This window comes from Metabacillus dongyingensis (genome assembly GCF_019933155.2).
GTDB lineage: Bacteria > Bacillota > Bacilli > Bacillales > Bacillaceae > Bacillus_P > Bacillus_P dongyingensis.
In genome coordinates this window covers 2,514,537-2,534,459 of sequence record NZ_CP082944.1, presented here as the reverse complement: position 1 = coordinate 2,534,459, position 19,923 = coordinate 2,514,537, and the positions used below count along the sequence as shown (strand labels likewise).

Annotated in this window: 20 protein-coding genes, 1 pseudogene and 1 riboswitch; of the genes and pseudogenes, 17 read left to right on the top strand and 4 right to left on the bottom strand. The window is 39.1% G+C overall.

The window, feature by feature from the left end:
* Positions 1-26 precede the first annotated feature (26 nt).
* Positions 27-332, bottom strand: coding sequence for a hypothetical protein (locus K8L98_RS12625; protein WP_223435157.1), 306 nt, complete (start codon positions 330-332; stop codon positions 27-29).
* 252 nt (positions 333-584) lie between these two features.
* Here K8L98_RS12625 and K8L98_RS12620 point away from each other — a divergent pair, with 252 nt between their 5' ends.
* The 9 genes and pseudogenes from K8L98_RS12620 to K8L98_RS12580 all read left to right on the top strand — a co-directional run bounded on the left by K8L98_RS12620 (position 585) and on the right by K8L98_RS12580 (position 5,745).
* Positions 585-1,148 carry a cysteine dioxygenase gene (locus tag K8L98_RS12620; protein WP_223435156.1) on the top strand — a complete coding sequence of 188 codons (564 nt, stop codon included), beginning with the start codon at positions 585-587 and terminating at the stop codon, positions 1,146-1,148.
* A gap of 60 nt (positions 1,149-1,208) precedes the next feature.
* The gene (locus tag K8L98_RS12615) at positions 1,209-1,526 is read left to right on the top strand and encodes a hypothetical protein (protein ID WP_223435154.1); all 318 of its coding nucleotides are present in this window, start codon (positions 1,209-1,211) and stop codon (positions 1,524-1,526) included.
* Between the two features lie 116 nt (positions 1,527-1,642).
* On the top strand, positions 1,643-2,017 hold the full coding sequence (locus K8L98_RS12610; RefSeq protein WP_070877419.1) for a nucleotide excision repair endonuclease: 375 nt from the start codon (positions 1,643-1,645) through the stop codon (positions 2,015-2,017).
* A 335-nt stretch (positions 2,018-2,352) separates the two neighbouring features.
* Positions 2,353-2,574, top strand: coding sequence for a hypothetical protein (locus K8L98_RS12605; RefSeq protein WP_223435152.1), 222 nt, complete (start codon positions 2,353-2,355; stop codon positions 2,572-2,574).
* Positions 2,575-2,708: 134 nt separating this feature from the next.
* Complete coding sequence (locus K8L98_RS12600) at positions 2,709-2,984, top strand: DUF1292 domain-containing protein (protein ID WP_223435150.1); 276 nt, start codon at positions 2,709-2,711, stop codon at positions 2,982-2,984.
* 165 nt (positions 2,985-3,149) lie between these two features.
* Positions 3,150-3,935 carry a phosphatidate cytidylyltransferase gene (locus K8L98_RS12595; protein ID WP_223435148.1) on the top strand — a complete coding sequence of 262 codons (786 nt, stop codon included), beginning with the start codon at positions 3,150-3,152 and terminating at the stop codon, positions 3,933-3,935.
* Positions 3,936-4,131: 196 nt separating this feature from the next.
* Complete coding sequence (locus K8L98_RS12590; RefSeq protein WP_223435146.1) at positions 4,132-4,446, top strand: PadR family transcriptional regulator; 315 nt, start codon at positions 4,132-4,134, stop codon at positions 4,444-4,446.
* Between the two features lie 13 nt (positions 4,447-4,459).
* The gene (locus K8L98_RS12585; RefSeq protein ID WP_223435144.1) at positions 4,460-5,098 is read left to right on the top strand and encodes a hypothetical protein; all 639 of its coding nucleotides are present in this window, start codon (positions 4,460-4,462) and stop codon (positions 5,096-5,098) included.
* Positions 5,099-5,134: 36 nt separating this feature from the next.
* A pseudogene (locus tag K8L98_RS12580) lies at positions 5,135-5,745 on the top strand (DedA family protein).
* Between the two features lie 1,965 nt (positions 5,746-7,710).
* Here K8L98_RS12580 and K8L98_RS12570 read toward each other — a convergent pair.
* On the bottom strand, positions 7,711-8,832 hold the full coding sequence (locus K8L98_RS12570) for an NAD(P)/FAD-dependent oxidoreductase (protein WP_223443044.1): 1,122 nt from the start codon (positions 8,830-8,832) through the stop codon (positions 7,711-7,713).
* 345 nt (positions 8,833-9,177) lie between these two features.
* Between K8L98_RS12570 and K8L98_RS12565 the strand changes: the two genes are divergently transcribed.
* Complete coding sequence (locus K8L98_RS12565; protein ID WP_420828866.1) at positions 9,178-9,927, top strand: FG-GAP repeat domain-containing protein; 750 nt, start codon at positions 9,178-9,180, stop codon at positions 9,925-9,927.
* A 439-nt stretch (positions 9,928-10,366) separates the two neighbouring features.
* On the opposite strand, the gene K8L98_RS12560 is transcribed toward K8L98_RS12565, so the two are convergent.
* Entirely contained in the window at positions 10,367-10,816 is a 450-nt protein-coding gene (locus K8L98_RS12560) for a cupredoxin domain-containing protein (protein WP_223443038.1), read from the bottom strand.
* Between the two features lie 205 nt (positions 10,817-11,021).
* Between K8L98_RS12560 and K8L98_RS12555 the strand changes: the two genes are divergently transcribed.
* The 3 genes from K8L98_RS12555 to K8L98_RS12545 all read left to right on the top strand — a co-directional run bounded on the left by K8L98_RS12555 (position 11,022) and on the right by K8L98_RS12545 (position 14,721).
* A complete protein-coding gene (locus K8L98_RS12555; protein WP_223443034.1) occupies positions 11,022-11,213 on the top strand; it encodes a hypothetical protein in 192 nt (63 codons plus the stop codon).
* Positions 11,214-11,429: 216 nt separating this feature from the next.
* Positions 11,430-12,404: a quinone oxidoreductase family protein gene (locus K8L98_RS12550; RefSeq protein ID WP_223443032.1), complete on the top strand. Its 975-nt coding sequence runs from the start codon at positions 11,430-11,432 to the stop codon at positions 12,402-12,404.
* Between the two features lie 67 nt (positions 12,405-12,471).
* The gene (locus K8L98_RS12545; protein ID WP_223443030.1) at positions 12,472-14,721 is read left to right on the top strand and encodes a molybdopterin-dependent oxidoreductase; all 2,250 of its coding nucleotides are present in this window, start codon (positions 12,472-12,474) and stop codon (positions 14,719-14,721) included.
* Positions 14,722-14,786: 65 nt separating this feature from the next.
* Here K8L98_RS12545 and K8L98_RS12540 read toward each other — a convergent pair whose 3' ends face one another.
* Positions 14,787-15,071, bottom strand: coding sequence for a hypothetical protein (locus K8L98_RS12540; protein ID WP_223443027.1), 285 nt, complete (start codon positions 15,069-15,071; stop codon positions 14,787-14,789).
* Positions 15,072-15,302: 231 nt separating this feature from the next.
* Between K8L98_RS12540 and K8L98_RS12535 the strand changes: the two genes are divergently transcribed.
* The 4 genes from K8L98_RS12535 to K8L98_RS12520 all read left to right on the top strand — a co-directional run bounded on the left by K8L98_RS12535 (position 15,303) and on the right by K8L98_RS12520 (position 19,922).
* Positions 15,303-16,553 (top strand): M20 family metallo-hydrolase, encoded by a 1,251-nt coding sequence (locus K8L98_RS12535; RefSeq protein ID WP_420828848.1) that lies wholly within the window; start codon positions 15,303-15,305, stop codon positions 16,551-16,553.
* A gap of 235 nt (positions 16,554-16,788) precedes the next feature.
* Positions 16,789-17,466, top strand: a complete 678-nt coding sequence (locus K8L98_RS12530) for a Dph6-related ATP pyrophosphatase (RefSeq protein ID WP_223443024.1) — start codon at positions 16,789-16,791, stop codon at positions 17,464-17,466.
* A gap of 78 nt (positions 17,467-17,544) precedes the next feature.
* Positions 17,545-17,728, top strand: a riboswitch (cobalamin riboswitch).
* Between the two features lie 129 nt (positions 17,729-17,857).
* Positions 17,858-18,406 carry a cob(I)yrinic acid a,c-diamide adenosyltransferase gene (cobO, locus tag K8L98_RS12525; RefSeq protein ID WP_223443021.1) on the top strand — a complete coding sequence of 183 codons (549 nt, stop codon included), beginning with the start codon at positions 17,858-17,860 and terminating at the stop codon, positions 18,404-18,406.
* Positions 18,390-19,922 carry a cobyric acid synthase gene (locus K8L98_RS12520; protein WP_223443018.1) on the top strand — a complete coding sequence of 511 codons (1,533 nt, stop codon included), beginning with the start codon at positions 18,390-18,392 and terminating at the stop codon, positions 19,920-19,922. The genes cobO and K8L98_RS12520 overlap by 17 nt, the downstream gene beginning before the upstream one ends.
* Position 19,923 lies beyond the last annotated feature (1 nt).

Genomic DNA, 19,923 nt, shown 5'->3' with positions numbered 1-19,923 from the left:
AAAAACCAACTTAATTGTTGGTTTTTTCATGATTTATTTTTCAATTTAGCAATCTCCTCCGTTACTACAAACGCAAGATCGTCATTTCCAAACAGGGATAGTACGCCAAGAAGGGTATCGTTTGAAATTTCGCCAGCTTCCTCTTTGGACACAGTTAATTCAATCGCTTGCTTTAATTCGTGATTTTCAGCCTGGTTAGGATATGCGCGTAAATAAAGTTCTGCAGGATCAAAATCATGATTAATGCACCACTGCGCAAAGACAAGAATCATCATTTGCTCGTCCCGCTGATAATTGCGGATAATTTGTTCTTGTGTTTCTTTTGAATTCATATGAAAAACTCCTTACTATGTATCGATTTCATACCTATCATAGCACAGGATTTTTTCCTTGTAATGAATAGAAGAAGAAAGATGCTTCGATATTTGTTCATCATAATTCCTTTCTCTGCCATTTAGGTTATTCACCTAGAAAGAAAGTAGTGACAAAGTGAATATAGACAAAAGAAAAATTTTTTTCATATGGATGAGATATCTAATCATATTGTTTAAAGTGATACTCGAACTTGCGAGGAGGTTTAAGAATTGGAGCTTTCTGAAAGGCTGCAAACCATTCTTGGAAATGTTCATTCAGCATCGAAAATGGAATTATTGGAAGCTTTAAAAAGTCTGAACATACAGATTGAAGAATTGAAGCCCTTCTTAAAAAAAGAACGGAATAGACCATACTACCGAAAGCTTCTTTATAAAAATGAAACACTCGAATTACTTGTGATGAACTGGTCTGAACTGGATTGTGCACCACATGATCACGGGAAGTCGCATGGTTGGATTCAAGTCATAAACGGAGTTTCTGAAAACACTGTTTATGAAGTGAAAGAAAATCATCTGCCTTCTGAATTATTTACTGAAAAAAAGGAGAAAGGAAGGAGCTTTTTTGCACCAAAAGGAGGGGTGCATAAAATGGGGGAGTCTGAAGGCACAAATCTGGTGACGCTTCATCTCTATTCTCCGCCAATAACAGGAATGAAGGTGTATGATCTCGAAAAATGTGCAGCATGCGTAGTTTCTGATGATTGCGGGGCATGGTGGCCTGATGAAATACATCAAAAAGTAAAAGAAATAAAATTGAAAAAAGCTGCGGAATAAATTGCAGCTTTTTATTATGCCGTTTTTGAAATTGGATATAACTAAACAGAGGTGATTTCATTGAAACGGCCAATAGGAACAATCATTCTATTCATATCAGCGTTTTTACTCTATTATGCCTGGTCAAGCTTTGTTAAAAGTGAACTGACAGTTACAACATATCAAGGAGATGTTGTGAAAAAATATCAGACAACAGACATCGCAGAATCAGGAATAAATGTCATGTCACAGCAGGTTTATCACATTAAGCTTTCAACAGGAACGCTTTTGTCAGTTTCAGCATTTGTTTATGACTCTCTCAAGACCGGGCAATCAGCCGTTTTCGCAGAAAAACAAAATCATGTGTACCTTATAGCCGAAAACAAGTTAATATATTGAATAGTCTTTTTATAAGATTTGGTGGTATTTTCCGATATACATATGAGATAATACTTAAGTTCATTTTTACTCGAAATAGATAAGAACAAGTCACATAAAATAGGAAGTGAATCTTAATGATCAAAATTGAAATACCTAGAGCAGATGTTGTTTTGACTAGAAATCCGGTCAAAGGTCAGCCTGTTGAGGCTCCATTAAGCAGCGAATACGGTTTTACTGATTACAACAGAATTCCCCGCGATAAAGGCGGAATTTTTATGTTTTACAATATCAATGATGAGCTGTTGTTTGTAGGAAAAGCACGCAAACTTAGACAGAGAATCAAAAAACATTTTGAAGATACCGTATCTCCAATCAAAAATAATCGTGATGAAGTACATGAAATTGCTGTTTGCATCGTAGACAATGCTGTGGATCGTGAAATTTACGAGACTTACATTATTAATGAGCTTCAGGCTAAATATAATGTAGATAAAGTTTTCTATAAATAAATAACATGCAAGAAGCGGTGACTATGCTGTCACCGCTTTTTAATTTGTATTTTTACGTGCGTTGAACATTAGATATTTGAAAATATAGTAGTGATTGCTTTTGGGAATTTTGCTCATTATTCTGATGTACTCTGAATACAAACACGAAGAATCCTCATCTGGCGCTGCCGGATGCTCTTTTTTTGCAGCGAATGAAAAAAATTGTATGTTAATTTTATAAGATGCCTTATTAATTTAGTGAGGCGAAATACTTTAATGAGCATGTATTTGCAGGAATTAGCGAATGCCGGAAACCCCATCCAAATGTCTTTAATGATGAACAGAGGTCTTATGAAATGAAGGGCATTGCCAATTCATTAAGCCAGAAGGCCTTTTCATTCGGCTGGGCAACGATGGGCCCGCTTTCAACTTTCATTGTTGCAAAGTATGGATCTTATTGGGGCTACTCCTATGTTTTTTTGATTACTGGCATAATCTATTTTAGTGGGGCTCTCTACTTTTTACTTGTGTTTAAAGAAAAGAAAAATAACTTAGTAAATGAATCCGCGGCTGCTTAACGATTAATAGGTAATTTCTTTTCAAAGTGTTATAATAAATTGGGTTCAAAAAGAGGATTATATTACTTGAGTTAGGGAAAATAACTAAAGCAAAGAATTCATCCGAATTTCAACTAATGAAAGGAGATTTTACGATGGATAAAATTGAAGTAGGCGAGATTTTCACAATCAGCGATGAGAACGATCAGGAGCAGGAAGTAGAAGTTCTTGGGGTATTAACAGTTGAAGGCACAGAATATGTTGCAGTCGGGTTTGTAGAAGAAATCCAGCAGGAAACTGACGAAGACATTGATATCTATTTCCTTCGAGTAGACGAAGAAGGAGATTTTACTGCAATCGAGAGCGACGATGAGTTTGATAAAGTATCTGCTGCATTTGACGAATTGATGGATGAAGAAGAAGAAAACTGATTTACATATACTAAGACCAAGTGCATTTGTGTATTTGGTCTTTTTTGATGGATATTAATAGGAATTGAGGAAACATCTATATAAAAATACAGATTTGTTTTTCGTTTTTCTTATCTTTATAGTACAATCAATTCTAATGGAAAAAAAGATAAGGAAGTGTAACAAATGAAAGAACGCGTCATCACCGGCATTATTATCTTGATTTTATTCATGATTCCATTTTACATTGGAGCATTCTGGTTTACTTATTTAGCAATGGTACTGGCCATAATTGCCTTTCATGAATTGACTACCATCATAAAAATACGGAAATATGGGACGAAATATTTTGTAGGTCTTGCAGGAATCGTCCTGTTATTTCTCCCGCTGCTTCCGTTTTTGAATGTAACATTTGAGATTATCCAAATTAAAGTGCTGCTGGCACTCGTTTTGTTTTTCCTGACATCCACTGTCTTTAATATTGAATATTCGATCGAAAAGGCTGGGACACTGCTGATCGGTGTTCTGTACATCGGATTTGGCTTTGTGTTTTTGGCAGAAGCAAGAATTGATGAAGGACTTATCTGGACGTTAGCTGTTTTAATCTCAATTTGGGCAACTGATTCAGGAGCCTATTTTGTCGGCAGAAAGTTTGGTAAAACGAAGCTTGCTGAAAAGGTAAGCCCGAATAAGACGATTGAAGGTTCAATCGGGGGCATCATCATTGCTCTTATTATTGGCCTTATTATGCAAATGAGTTTTCAGCCATTTGACAATTACGGTGAAACGGTTCTACTCATTTTGGTCGTTTCTATTGCCGGTCAAGTGGGGGACCTGGTAGAATCAGCTTTAAAACGCCACTTCAAAGTAAAAGATTCGGGCAAGCTGCTTCCTGGACATGGCGGAATTTTGGACAGGCTGGACAGCTGGATCTTTGTCTTCATCGGATTAAAATTAATTGGGTTAATTTAAGATATACGGTTACCGTATATCTTTTTTTTGATCTTGACATGGTAATAGTCCTTCTTTATTCCATTATAGGGCCAAATTGGTAAAAAAAGAAAATAGGTAATAATAAAGATTATTCTAGTGACTAAAACCAGCATTTTCTTGCTGGTTTTTAATTTACATAAAATAATATTAAGTAGTTGGTTGGGAGTGTATGGGATTGAACAAAGAATTGTTAAAAGGAAATATCGATCTGCTGATTCTTTCTGTCGTGAAGGAAAAAGAGAGCTATGGCTATGAGATTTCAAAGACAATAAAGGATAAAACAGTCGGAGAATATGAAATTCAAGAAGCCACACTCTATTTGTCGCTCAAAAGGTTAGAAAAGCAGGGAGCAGTCGCATCTTCATGGGGAAAGGAAAGTCATGGAGGTAGGCGCAAATACTATGCGATTACAGATGAGGGTGTTCAATTATTAGATCATCTTATAAGTGATTGGAAAAAAGTGATGGAAATGGTGAAACGGTTTATTTAAGGGAGGGCAAATCATGAGTCAGCAAAAAAAGAAAATTTTTAGTCTCGGAGATATTAAATATAGCTGGATACTATCACTTTCAGCGATCTTTTTTTGCATAACGAATTACTTGGATCGAATGTATTCAAATGATCCACTTTGGGTACATGCTGGTTATTGGATTTCGTTTGCGATTGCCGTTCTGTGGGGCGTGCTAAATTATATTAGTCATATTCGAATGAACAATATGTACAAGAAACAAGATGACCTGCAGGTGTATGTAAATCAATTAGTCATGAGTGAAGAGGACAAACTGGAATTACGAACTTATCTAGAAGATTATGTCCAAGATTTGATGAAGCAAGGCAACACCGAGGCAGATGCTATGAGAGAAGCAATCAATCAATTCAAGGTCAAAGAATTTTTATCACTATCAAAAAATACGATGTTCTTCAATTTGCATGCTCATTATTATTTAATTGGTTGGACTTTTCTTTCAGTTATTGCTTCTATTTTAGTCTGGATATTTGAGCTTACGCTATTTCCTTATCCATTAATTACACTCACGATAGAAAGTATTTTTATTGCATATGCTATTGGACTTTTTGGAATGTTTTTCTTGTATAAGATTATCGATGCGGTCATTTATCGGAAGTTTAAAGAGTTATTTTAATACAATTTATAATAATTAATAGAAGGAGAATATGAAATGGAAAGCTGGATTACAAGTATAATGGAGCAATTTGGATATATAGGTATTTTCTTATTAATTACGTTAGAGAATCTATTTCCACCGATTCCGTCAGAGGTCATCTTAACATTTGGAGGATATATGACTACCCATACAAACTTAAATGTTTTCGGGGTGGTTGTGGCTTCCACAATTGGATCAGTGGCTGGTGCCATCGTTCTATACGGCATCGGGTTACTTATTGATATAAACAGAATAGAAAAAATTGTTGAGAAGTGGGGGCATATTCTTAGACTATCAAAAGGAGATATTCATAAGCAAATAATTGGTTTTCTAAGTATGGGGTGTGGACAGTATTCTTCTGTCGCTTTATCCCTTTAATTAGAAGTTTAATCTCCTTACCAGCTGGAATGGCACATATGAATTTTGGAATATTTCTGGTATTAACAACGTTAGGAACGATAATTTGGAATGTTGTTCTTGTTAATATAGGTGCTGCAGTTGGGGGATCATGGGAAACTATTGTAGGTTATATGGATGTATACTCCAATGTGGCATATGTAGTGTTGGCGTTACTATTTATGGTGTTTGTTGTTTTATTTATCAGAAAAAGAATTATATTAAATTAAATTAGTATTCTTTTATTAGAGGAATACATTTTCAAAGTCTATTTTTTATTCTCCTGTAAGGATTAAAATACGGTTTGTTTTTTAAGTAAAATGTATACTAATATAGCCTTCTATGTTTAAATCAATATTTTGAAGTGGTGGGGATTTTCTTCGTAATAAAACATAAGTAATCACAAAGAAACGGGCGCTTTTCTGGAGTAATGAAACAGTCCAACTTTTCAATTTAATATTGAGAAATTGGACTTTTTATATAGGAATTTCCTTAACGTTGTAAATTTGCATTTTCCTGACGCCACCCCTAGAAACGCTGCAATTTGCTGAGTTGTCGGGGGATAAAAGCAGATATCATTTGGAGCATGATAAAAAGAAAAGGCTGATGATGGATGGTTTAATTACTGTAAGTATTGGAACGAAGATAGGGGGAATTTAAATTACATTTCAAGGGGGATGACCAGTGAATGTATCCGGTCTGTCTTTACAGGAGATGCCATTGCATGAATCTTCATCCTGAAAAAAATGCCTCAAAGCGAATGTATGGAGCAGAAAAATCGTCTCCAGCCTGAACAAAGTGCGTCAAAGCGTGCGTTTGGAGCAGAAAAATCGTCTCCTGCCTGAACCAAAGTGTGTCAAAGCATGTGTTTGGAGCAGAAAAATCGTCTCCTGCCTGAACAAAGTGTGTGTTTGGAGCAGAAAAATCGCCTCCAACCTGAACAAAGTGCGTCAAAGCATGTGTTTGGAGCAGAAAAATCGTCTCCTGCCTGAACAAAGTGCGTCAAAGCTTGTGTTTGGAGCAGAAAAATCGTCTCCTGCCTGAACAAAGTGTGTGTTTGGAGCAGAAAAATCGCCTCCAGTCTGAACAAAGTGCGTCAAAGCGTGTGTTTGGAGCAGAAAAATCGTCTCCTGCCTGAACAAAATGCTTCAAAGCATGTGTTTGGAACAGAAAAATCGCCTCCTGCCTGAACAAAGTGTGTCAAAGCCTGTGTTTGGAACAGAAAAATCGTCTCCTGCCTGAACAAAGTGTGTCAAAGCGTGTGTTTGAAGCAGAAAAATCGTCTCCTGCCAGAACAAAGTGTGTGTTTGGAGCAGAAAAATCGCCTCCAACCTGAACAAAGTGCGTCAAAGCGTGTGTTTGAAGCAGAAAAATCGTCTCCTGCCTGAACAAAGTGCGTCAAAGCTTGTGTTTGGAGCAGAAAAATCGTCTCCTGCCTGAACAAAGTGTGTGTTTGGAGCAGAAAAATCGCCTCCAGTCTGAACAAAGTGCGTCAAAGCTTGTGTTTGGAGCAGAAAAATCGTCTCCTGCCTGAACAAAATGCGTCAAAGCATGTGTTTGGAACAGAAAAATCGCCTCCTGCCTGAACAAAGTGTGTCAAAGCCTGTGTTTGGAACAGAAAAATCGTCTCCTGCCTGAACAAAGTGTGTCAAAGCGTGTGTTTGAAGCAGAAAAATCGTCTCCTGCCTGAACAAAATGCATCAAAGCGTGTGTTTGGAACAGAAAAATCGCCTCCAACCTGAACAAAGTGCGTTAAAGCGTGTGTTTGAAGCAGAAAAATCGCCTCCAGCCTGAACAAAGTGCGTCAAAGCTTGTGTTTGAAGCAGAAAAATCGCCTCCAGCATAAACAAAGTGCGTCAAAGCGTGTGTTTGAAGCAGAAAAATCGTCTTCGGCCTGAACAAAGTGCGTCAAAGCATGTGTTTGGAACAGAAAAATCATCTCCACCCTGAACAAAGTGCGTCAAAGCTTGTGTTTGGAGCAGAAAAATCGTCTCTAGCCTGAAATAAATGCGTCAAAACGAGTGAATGAACAGAAAAATCGAATTACGATTGAAAATATTGAACAAATGGAGGGACACAAAAAAGTTAAATGGGGTCTGTTTCTCGGAATCAAACAGGGAAAGAAGTATTAATTGGAACAGGTTACAGAATAATTAGAGATTAGTACTGAAGAGCTCCCATAGGGAGAGGGAGATTCAATCCCCCAATGCATTTTTTATTTCATATTGCTTAAGATCAATTTCAAGCTCCATGCCTAGTGCAAGCTTTGCAAGCTCACGGCCAATATAAGGTCCCATCGTAAGCCCGGATGCTCCCAGTCCATTGGCGGCTGCTAAGCCTCTCCAGCCAGGAACGAATCCGACAACAGGCAAAAAGCCGGGAGTGAATGGTCTAAAGCCGGTTCTTGCTTCAAGAAATGTACATTCTTCTAAACCCGGTGCTGTTTCTATAGCTTTATTAAAAACCTCCTGAAGGCCGCCGGCAGTGACTCTCGTATCAAACCCCTCAATATTATTTTCATGCGTGGCTCCTGACACAATCCGCTGCTCATCAAACGCCAGCAGATATTGATCACTTGGTGGCATGACTACCGGCCAGGAAGACGTATTTGCATCTTCCATTTTTAAATGGGCGATCTGAGCTTTTTGATAGGTGACTTTAAAGGTCAAGCCAAGCGGCTTTAATAATTCATTTGCCCAAGCTCCTGCACAGATTATGACCTCATCTGCATAAAAACTTTTATCATCAGCATACACTCCCTTAACATGTTCACCTTCGTATAGGAGTTTAGCATTCCCATGAATATAAAAGGCTCCCTTTTTCACGGCAGCCCTCAAAAGGGAGTCTCTTAGGGCACGTCCATCTACACGTGCAGCTCCTTCAATATGAACAGAGAAAAAGTCTTCTGAGAGTGGAGGGAAGCTATTTTTTGTTTCTTCTTTGGATAAAGAAGTAATGCTTCCGATTTCTGGTGCATCTTCTTTTCTTTTCACGGCACGTTCTTGGATCTTCCTGATTTTATCTTCTTCACGATGAAGGATAATCGCGCCAACCTGTTTATAGCCTGTGTCTGTTTCTCCATCTTTTTGCAGTTCTTCAATTAGTTCGGGATAGTACCTCGCTCCGCCTTTGGCAAGCTTATACCAGGCTTGATTTCTGCGCTGTGACACCCAGGGACAAACTATTCCTGCCGCAGCATCAGTTGCTTGTCCTGCATCTTTACGGTCGATGACTGTCACATCCGCCCCGAGTTTTGTTAAATGATAAGCAGCAGAGGCACCTAATATGCCTGCACCTACAATAATGATTTTTTTCATACCATTCATCCTTTGACAATATTTAGTACGATACATGAAGTTTTATATTACTTCTATTAATTTCTGCCTAACTGACCATGCCTGTGCATATCATAGTTTAACAAATGTTCTTATGTGAGGTGCACAATGAGTGAGAATTATCATTATTTGCCGCTTGTAAAACAATTTTTGCCGCCTGAGGCAGAGGTCTTTGAGCTGACCGAGCCTGATAGTCGTATCGCTATCTTTACAGCGGACTTAGATGGCGATCAGATTTTTGAAATAGCTGCTGCTTACCGTTTGAAAGGCGATCATTATGTTATGATCTTAAAAAATAATCATAACACATGGCACCAGGCAGCGAATATGAAAGGAAACAGCGCTTTTTTCGCAGAATTCTATACTGCTGCGGAGTATGACAGATTTATTGTGACAGAAGAAAGGGGAGACGTCACAGGAGATGGCATTCCTGATACTGTTTTTTTGACGGCCAATCAACTTGCCCCTGACAGTTCTTATCTGAACAATATCACGCTTAATATTAAGGATGGAAGAAATGGCCAAGTACAGCAAATTCCCTTAAAACAAAATGCAGGATATGATCCATCTTTATTTTTGGGTGATTTTACAGGCGATAAAATTGACGATATCTTAGTTGTCATTGATTCCGGCGGCAGCGGCGGCATGATATTCGCCTATGTATTTTCGTACAAGGACAGAAGCTTCAAGCAGATTTTCGACTCTGATGCTTTTAATGAATCCAATAAATACGAAGTTTTATATCTGGATCAATTCAAAGCACAAGTGGATAGCTTAAAGCCCGCTAAACGATATATACTTGATCTTCAGTATAAAGGGAAAGAGTACCTGAATGAAATTTACAAGAAAGACGGCACTTTAAAGGCCCCTGTAGAGGGGTGGGTAGCTCCGCTGTCAGGGCTGTACCCTGTTGATTTTGAACGGGACGGTATGTATGAACTGGATACGTATCAGAATATTGCAGGCAGATACAGTGCAGATGGACTGGGATACATGATGAACGTGTTAAAATGGGATGGACTTAAATTTGTGACAAATCGGCAAAGCATCGCGATTTTTGGAGAAGATAAAGAATAATAAAAGAGCCTGATGTGGAACTGCACCCCAAATGATAGTCACGGTCTACCATTTGGGGTGCAGTTTTTTATGGCCTGAATATACAGCGCAAGAAAAGATTATAGCCTTCAAGCGATATCTTGAAGGCACAGAAGGACATAATACGATCGCTAAATTCATTGAAGCAGCATAGGGGTGTTGCAAGCATGGGTCCTGAAGTATCAATATCTCTGGAAAAGTGCTTTTATCAAACGCTATACAACCTATACGGTGGACGATAAATTTGAAATATTAAACATTAGTGCTTGCGTAGGGTTTTACTATATTACAAACGAATTAAGGCAAAATGAAAGAGCAAGAGTCCGGTACAATACCGGACTCTTGCCAAATAAAAGCAGCATGACGATAAACCTGTCTAACATTTTGGGGTCACTTCATGTCAGCTCTTTTTTTATTCCTATTAATCAACAACTATATATGCAACCATCGGCACGCCCTGTCCGTGATGCGAATGTGTATCGCAAATGAGACGATAGATGCCTTCTTCTTCAAATTTTAAAGGAATTGCCGTCTTAGAGCCTTTCTTGACAACACCTTTAATTTCTGTTCCTTCAATACGAAATGGATGTTCATTGCCATTCACACCATGAATATTTAATGTAACTTGTTTTCCTTGAGGAATATAGATCGTACCTGGGTCCCATCTGTAAGCCTCAATTTCTTTGCCATCTGCTGTTTTTGATTTGAATTCTCCAGTAACCATATGAATCTCTAAGTTCATACTGCTGTTTTCCATTTTTAAAGTAGTGTCGGCTAGAGGATTTAAGTAATACCAGCCGCCAAACCCTGCCAGTGCGAAGAGCGCAGCTCCAATTAAAATCCATTTCTTTTTTATTAAGACAAAACGCATAATTTCTCCTCCAAATCAAATCTATGTTTTCTAATCTATATGTTGATGCGCGGGAAAACTTGTCTATAAGCTTTTAAATTTTTAAAAATGCTATAGGCTAAATAAGGAAATCTATTTATTACAGAAATTGAGAAATGAAGCAGAACGTTTTTTTGTATAAACTGCTTAATATTATCAAATCCTTTTAAAAAAGGAGTTGGATATCATGGAAAGAAAAAAGGATCAACATTTCTCTGCTGCCTCATCAGCCAGAAAACAGAATACTGCTGAAATAGATGATGCTCCTCCAAATCAAAGGGATATTGAAGGAGATTCTGTTGATAAACTCAGAAATCTGGAAGAAGCGAATATTATGTTAAGCGGAGATGAAATAAAGCAGCAGAATGAAAATTTGTGAAAGTTGTATCTTGTTAATAGAATAGCAATTGTCTCAGAGCTGTCTTTAATGCAGCTCTTTTTCTGTTCATTAAAATATTAATTGAATAATCTGATAAATATTTATATAATAATAAAATACTAACTAGTCAGTATGTAATTTGGATTTCGTTAGCTATAGATTTTTTAAAAACGAAATAAATCTTTTTGAACGGATCATAAAAGGAGATGAATCTGCATGAAAGCGATACAATTTAAAGAATATGGCAAGCCAGATGTACTTCGAGTAGTTGATGTACCCGTTCCCCCGCTAAAAGCGGGCGGAGTACTGATAAAGGTGAAGGCAGCTGGAGTGAATTTTGCAGACACCGCTCGCCGTTATGGTCAATATTTAGCAAAAACACCTCTTCCATATATACCAGGAGCAGAGGTTGCAGGTATTGTTGCCGAAGTTTCGCCGGAAGTAACAAATTTTAAACCTGGAGACCGTGTTGTTGCATTAACAGAAGATGGCGGTTATGCAGAGATTGCTTCCCTTGATCAATCTCAGCTTGTAAAGATACCGGATCAGGTAGATTTTAACCAGGCAGCATCCATACTGGGGCAAGGGTTATCCGCATATCATATCCTCAAAACATCAGGACAAATACAAAAAGGCGAAACCGTTTTAGTTCATGCTGCAGCAGGGGGTGTCGGTACATTAGCCGTTCAACTGGCGAAGCTGATGGGTGCTGGTGCGGTTATTGCGACGGCAAGCAGCTCTGAAAAATTGAAACTTGCTGTATCCTTAGGCGCTGACGATGGGATTAATTATACAGAAGATAATTGGCATAAAAAGGTGTTATCGAGTACTGGAGGAAAAGGGACAGATATCATTCTGGAAATGGTAGGGGGAGACATTTTCAAAAATAGTTTGAAATGCATGGCTCCAAATGGAAGACTTGTTATCTATGGCCGAGCAGGGGGAAAGGAAACATTATTCGATCCAGCAGTGCTTATGCAGCGCAATATCAGTGTTGTAGGTTTTTGGTTAGTGCATATTCTTAAAAACCCTCAGTTATATAAAGAAAGTGTTGAGGAATTATTGCAATATATAGGAGAAGGAAAGCTGCAGCTTGTTATTGGAGGAGCGTTGCCTTTAGAAGAAGCCAAACGCGCTCATGAACTATTAGAAGGACGAATGACCAAGGGGAAACTCGTTTTGAATCCTTAAGACAGCTCATCATTCATAAGTTTTCTGATAACTTATTTGAATGAAGCGGAAGGAGAAGTGATTCCTGTTGCCAATTGCGAAGAATAATTCTGTAAACATTCATTATCGAACTTGTCCATTGTGTGAAGCTACATGCGGTCTGGAAATTCATACGCAAGGAGAGGAAGTTGTTCACATTAAAGGTGACAAGCTTGATCCTTTAAGCCGCGGCTATTTATGCCCAAAGGGATATAGTTTAAAAGAACTGCATTCAGATCCTGATCGCATAAGTAAACCCATGATGCGCCATGGTCAGGAATGGAAGGAAGTTTCATGGGAAAAAGCATTCACAGAAATCAGTAACAGGCTGAGGTCAATTATTAAAAAGCATGGCAGGGATTCTGTAGGGGTTTATTTAGGCAACCCCAGTGTCCACAACCTATCAGGTCCCTTGTATACACCAATATTTCTGAGGTCGCTGGGAAGTAAAAATATTTTTTCAGCAAGCACTCTAGATCAGATTCCAAAACAGCTTTCGTCTGAAATCATGTTTGGAAATGAAGCAAATCTGCCGATTCCTGATATTGATCATACAGATTATCTGCTCATGATCGGTGCAAATCCGCTTGCTTCGAATGGCAGCTTAATGACAGCTCCAAATATGAGAGGAAGATTGAAGGCACTTCAAAAGCGCGGCGGAAAGCTGATTGTCATCGATCCGGTTCGTACAATAACAGCAAAACAAGCTGATGAACATCATTTTATTCGTCCTGGCACAGATGCTTTGTTTCTATTTGGGATGATTTTTACATTATTTGATGAGGATTTGGTCAACACTGGAAAACTGACAGACCTTATTAATGGAGCTGATGACCTGAAAATGGCTTCACAAGATTTTACTCCTGAAGCTGTATCTTCTTTTTGCGGAATTCCATCAGAAACCATACGTCAGCTTGCCCGTGATTTAGCCGCATCTTCAAAAGCGATTGTTTATGGAAGAATGGGAACCTGTACACAGGCATTCGGTACAATGAACAGCTGGCTTATTGATGCAATAAATGTGCTGACTGGCAATTTGGACAGGGAGGGAGGTGTGATGTTCCCGAAACCTGCAACAAGACGAGCGCTGTCTGGAAAAGCCAGGAAAATTCGCTATGACCGCTATAAAAGCAGAATTAGGAATTTACCAGAGGTATTAAATGAACTGCCAGCCTCATGCCTTGCAGAAGAACTGGAAACACCCGGATCCGGACAAATTAAAGCTTTCATTTCCATCGCAGGAAATCCTGCATTATCTGCACCAAACAGCAGCCGTATTCAGCATGCGCTGGAAAAAACAGAATTCATGGTCAGTATCGATTGCTATTTAAATGAAACAACTCGTCATGCACATGTGCTCCTCCCCATTCCGACACCCTTAGAACGATCACACTATGATCTCATCTTCTCAGGTTTTGCTATAAGAAATATCGCTCATTTTTCAAGTAAGGTTTTTGATTTGCCTGCAGAGAAAAAAGATGAATGGGAGATTCTTCTGCACTTAGCGGCTGCTGTAAGTGAACAAACGATAGACGGAGATCCTGTTAAAGCTCTTGATGATATGTCCCTGCAGCAGCTGATTAAACATGAAATAAGGAATCCAAACTCTCCAATTTTTGAGGAGGGCTGCAGCAAAATCATGGGGATGCTAATAGATAGAAGGGGCCCTGAACGATTACTGGATTTTTATCTGCGTGTAGGCCCTTATGGAGAACATTTCGGAAAAAATCCCGATGGGTTAAGCTTATCCAAGCTTCAGGCTCATCCCCACGGCATCGATTTAGGTGCACTGCAGCCGAGGATTCAAGAAATCCTTCAAACTCTTTCAGGAAAAATCGAATTGGCTGCACCTTTATTAATAGAGGATGTAAAGCGACTGCGTAAAATGATGAAAGAGTCAAAACCTGATACATTGCTATTAGTAGGGAGAAGAGATTTGCGCAGCAATAATTCTTGGATGCATAATCTTCCTGTACTCGTAAAAGGAGAAAACCGCTGCACGCTTTGGGTTCATTCTGTAGATGCGGGACAATTGAAGCTGCTAAAAGGGGATAAAGCTATAGTGAAATCCCGTACAGGAAAAGTAGAAGTGATCGTACACGTTACTGAAGACATTATGCCTGGAACGGTGAGCCTGCCTCATGGATGGGGCCATAGCCTAACTGGAACTCGTCTGCAGACAGCAAGCAAACATGCTGGTGTAAATGTTAATCTTTTAACGGATGAACAAGTAATAGATAAGCTTTCCGGAAACGCTGTCCTTAATGGGGTACCTGTAATGATTGAAAAAAAAGACTAAAGGTATGTCAAATATGACTTACCTTTTTTTGCTTTGTGTGTGAATCTAACTAATTTTAAAAAGGATTACTTTTCCTCATTAAAGAACTCGTTATTAAAAAGATCATAAGCTTCATCTTCCGTTTTATCCTTTTCATGCAGGGAGGAACCCGAGCAGCTGTTTTTTCTTCTGCGATTTAAGTCTTTAAATTCTGCTTCAAGAAATTCTGCCTGATGGTGTGAGAGCTTAATCGTTACTTCATTGTTATTTTCATCTGCAGCTTTCAAAAGAACATAGCTATCTACAGAATCACGTAATGTGACATTGCTGAGTGTCAAATTCATATTGTTCAGTTCATATCTTGCTTTCATAGCTGAAAGGAACCTCCAGTGGTCATTTAGATTATATATACTATTTTATAGGTATGGAAAGAAAAGCACAACGAAGCTGATGAATTAATGAAAGAGAACAAGCGAAAGACTCTGCTGGACAAAATGTAACATTTCATCATTATTCTTTTTACATAACGAAACATGTAATAAGAGGATTTTTCCTATACTATTAATACAGAATATTCTACTAATTATTAAGGAGGAATATTTTTGGCTGATAAAACTCTGACAATAAACAAAGCACGGCTTGAAGAAAGAATAAATGCCCTTGCACAGATAGGAAAAATCAGTGAGACCGGAGTTTGCAGGCTTGCCCTGTCTCCAGAAGACAAAGAAGCAGTCGAAACAGTAAAAGGCTGGATGGAAGAAGCAGGATTAACAGCAAGAATTGATCACTTTGGAAATTTAATCGGACGGCTTGAAGGAAGGAATCCTGAAGCTCCCGTATTAATGATTGGTTCACATATTGATTCACAGCCGTATGCAGGCAGATTTGACGGTGTAATCGGTGTTTTAGGTGCACTGGAGGCCGCTCAAACATTGAAAGAGCTGAATATTACTCCCAATATGCCAATTGAAATCGTCGCATTTTGTGATGAAGAGGGCTGCCGTTTTAATAAAGGGTTGTTTGGAGTAAGGGGTATCCTCGGCAAACTGGAAGAAGGGGAGTTAGACCGGACAGATAAAAGTGGAATCACTCGAAAAGAGGCATTGATTGAATTTGGATGTGATCCCGAAAAATTTAAGGACTCAGAATATCCTTCTGGAGGCATTTCCGCATTTATAGAGCTCCACATTGAACAAGGGCCGATTCTTGAAGCAAAAGATACACCTGTTGGAATCGTTACAGGAATATCAGGACCATTATGGCTGACGGTAGAACTTGAGGGCTTTGCAGGACACGCAGGATCTGTTCCCATGCATATGAGGCAGGATGCGCTTGTAGGAGCTGCAAAAATTGTTGTTGCCCTTAATGAATTAACAAGCGAGGATGTCACTGCGCCTACAGTCGGTACAGTCGGAAGCATGAAAATCTTCCCAGACTCGCGAAATATCATTCCGGAAAAAGTCAGCTTTACAATTGATTTAAGAGATATTGAGATTGAAAGACGCGATTTTATTGAAAATCTGCTGAGAAAAAAAATCCACACAATTTCTGAACTGCATGGATTAACTTATACCATTTCAGAAGATACAAATAGTGAACCGCGGTATTGCTCTGAAAGAATCATGAAGATAATGAAAAATGAGAGTTCACATATCGGACTGAATCCGATTGAATTGATGAGCGGACCTTTTCATGATTCATTAGCGATGTCGTACGAATGTGAGTATGGGATGATCTTTGTCCGCTGTAAAGACGGTATCAGCCATAATCCTAAAGAGTATTCAACGATGGAGGATATCTCAATTGGAACGGAGCTATTATACAGAACGGCTATGAAAATGGCTTTAGATTAAATAATGAAAATAGTAATGGTAAAGCTATATAAAGAGCGCCAAAGTGGATAATTATTCATTTTGGTGTTTTTTGATAGAAAAATACCGGCCTTTAGAAGCAACTTGATGTATTTTAATACATCCATGTCAAATAAGGCAGCAATTTCTTTTGACTTAAGATTCCTTATGAATCATAATCAAAATGGAAAAAGTCAGACAAAGAATACATAAAAAAGATTGAAAGCGGTGTATCGAAATGAAGAAAAAAATTGCTCTATCATGGAGCGGCGGCAAAGATGGCTGTATGGCACTGCATATGCTCATTGGCCAAGGTCATGAAATTGCATGTCTTATAACCACTGTACCTATTGAGCTAGAGAGAACGTTCGGACATGGCGAGAAAATGGAAGCAATACTAAAACAAAGCGAAGCCTTAGGTATTCCTGTGCATTTTATTAGATGCACATTTAAGGGATATACTCAAAGTTTTATAGACTCACTTAAAGATTTGAAGAATAAATATCAACTTACTAGCGCAGCTTTCGGAGATTTATATCTTGATGAACACCGCAGCTGGGGAGAAAATACGGCAGACTCAGCTGGCTTAGAAGCACTGTATCCGTTATGGATGAAGAAGGATGAAGCTGCGCAAGCCCTTCAAGATTTTGCAGATAGCGGATACAAAGCAGTCATCATCAGAACTCAGGATAATGTGCTTGATGACACATGGCTCGGCCAGGAAATTGATCAGCAGCTAATAGAAAGAATGAAGTCCACACCGATATGTCCAATGGGTGAGGCAGGAGAGTATCATACCTTTGTGTATGATGGGCCGCTATTTAAAAGACTGATCAAACTGCAATTTGGCGAGAGAATTCAAATGGAAACAACAACTCGCCTGGAGCTGGAGGATTTAAGCCTAATCGAGAAATAGCCTGACTTAATGAGTTCATTTTCAGCTACAAAAAAGAAGTTGATGACATTTCCAGATTTATAGATTACAATGAACAAAAAATATGATTTCTTTAAAAGTGCCTGATGAGATCAGGATAATAGGGAAACCGGTCAGAATCCGGTGCAGCCCCCGCTACTGTAAGCGCAGATTCAGTTGAAACGCCACTGACTTTTCAAGTTGGGAAGGTTCAATAGAAAATGAAGCGCAAAGCCAGGAGACCTGCTTTTAATGATTGATTGCTTGTTTTTCGGTGGGAAGAATAAGTCAGGTACCCTTAGTGTGTATGACTTTGCTTATTAAAGGCCTTGACTGACTTCCATTCAGTTCAAGGTCTTTTTTATGTTTATAGACGAAAAGAGGAGATGAGTGAATGACAGGGAAAGATCAAAAAGGAAGATTGCTTGTTTATACGGGTAATGGCAAAGGAAAAACAACAGCATCCATCGGTCTTGCTGTCCGTGCGATTGGAAGAGGTATGAAAGTATCCATCCTGCAGTTTATAAAATCACCTGAGAGAACCTACGGTGAAAAAAACGTGCTTGAAAAACTCAACGGTGCTGAAATCCATCAGCTTGGAGCAGGATTCACTTGGACTAAAACACCAGATGTGCACCGGAAAGCTTTAAAATCAGCCTGGCAAATCGCCAAGGAAAAGATTTTGAGCGGAGAGTATGATGTCGTCATTCTTGATGAAATCAATAATGCGCTTGCTATTCATACGTTTCCGATCGATGACGTGCTGCCTATTGAGGATGTCATACATACGATTCAAAACCGCCCAAATCATGTTCATATTGTTTTGACAGGAAGAGATGCAAAGGATGAAATAAAGGAAATCGCTGACCTTGTGTCTGTTATCAATGTGGAAAAGCATTACTACGAAGAAGGTGTAGATGCCATCTATGGAATTGAATACTAATGAGCCAAAATCATTAAAACTGATGATTCAGGGTACACACTCAGACGCTGGAAAAAGCATGTTCGTTACGGCACTATGCCGGATATTTCGAGAGGACGGCTATAGAACAGCGCCTTTTAAATCACAAAATATGGCTCTGAATTCTTACATTACCAGTGATGGCAAGGAAATAGGCAGAGCTCAGGGAATTCAGGCCGAAGCTGCCGGAATTGAAGCCACAACTGATATGAATCCGATCCTAATTAAACCTTCAAAAGATATGGAGTCTCAGGTCGTTTTTCACGGGAAGCCCTATGCAAATATGAAGGCATCCGAGTACAGAGAGGACTTTTTCCAATTAGGTCTTGAGGCGATTAGAGAATCGCTGATGAAACTGTCGGACAAATACGAGGTCATTGTGATAGAAGGAGCAGGTTCTCCTGCAGAGGTTAATTTAAATGACCGAGAGCTTGTCAATATGAGAGTAGCAGCAATTGCAGAAGCTCCAGTGATTTTAATCGGAGATATTGACAAAGGAGGCGTTTTCGCCAGTCTGGTCGGGACCCTTCAGCTCATTAGCGAGTGTGACCGGAAGCGGATTATAGGTGTCATCATCAATAAATTCAGAGGGGACCTTTCACTGCTTCAGCCGGGATTGGACTGGTTTGAAGAATATACGGGGCTGCCGGTACTTGGAGTTGTTCCATTTTTGCCTGACCTTGAAATAGATGGGGAAGATTCCCTTGTTTTAAGCCAGTATTCAAATGGTACCAATCACGATGCAGAACTTGACGTAGCTGTTCTTTCATATCCGAGATTATCCAACTTTACAGATATCGATCCGTTAAGACTGGAGCCTGATGTGAATATCCGTTTTGTTAAAAAAGCTGTGCATTTTGGAAATCCTGATCTCATTATTTTGCCTGGAACCAAAAACACAGCTGAAGACCTGCTGTTTCTTAAGCAAACAGGACTCTTTGACAAAATAAGATCTGCTTATGAAAAAGGAACTCAACTAGCAGGCATTTGCGGAGGCTATCAAATGCTCGGCGAAAAGCTGATGGATCCAAACGGCGTTGAATCAGATCATCAGGAACTTGGTGGACTTGGTATTTTCCCTGTAAATACAACCATCTTATCCGAAAAGAAAACCATCCGCTCTGAGGGCTATTGCTCACTAAAAGATTTTGGCAGAATTTCTTTATCAGGGTATGAGATCCATATGGGACAAACAGCATCAACAAGGAAAGCAGAACCTTTTTCAGTCCTCTCCGGAACAGAGGAAGGCTGTACCGCTCGAGATGGCCAGGTGTTCGGCACGTACTTGCATGATGTTTTTCATAACGATGAATTCAGATGGCTTTATTTGAATAAGCTCCGTCAGAAAAAAGGCCTGAAGCCGATTGAGCGCTCGCTCCGCTTTCGTGCTTTTAAAGAAAGCGAATACGACAGACTTGCTGCCCACGTTAAAGGCTCTATTCAAATGAAAAAGATATATTCAGCAATGAAAACGTTTTTTTATAAGGAGGTGAAATAGA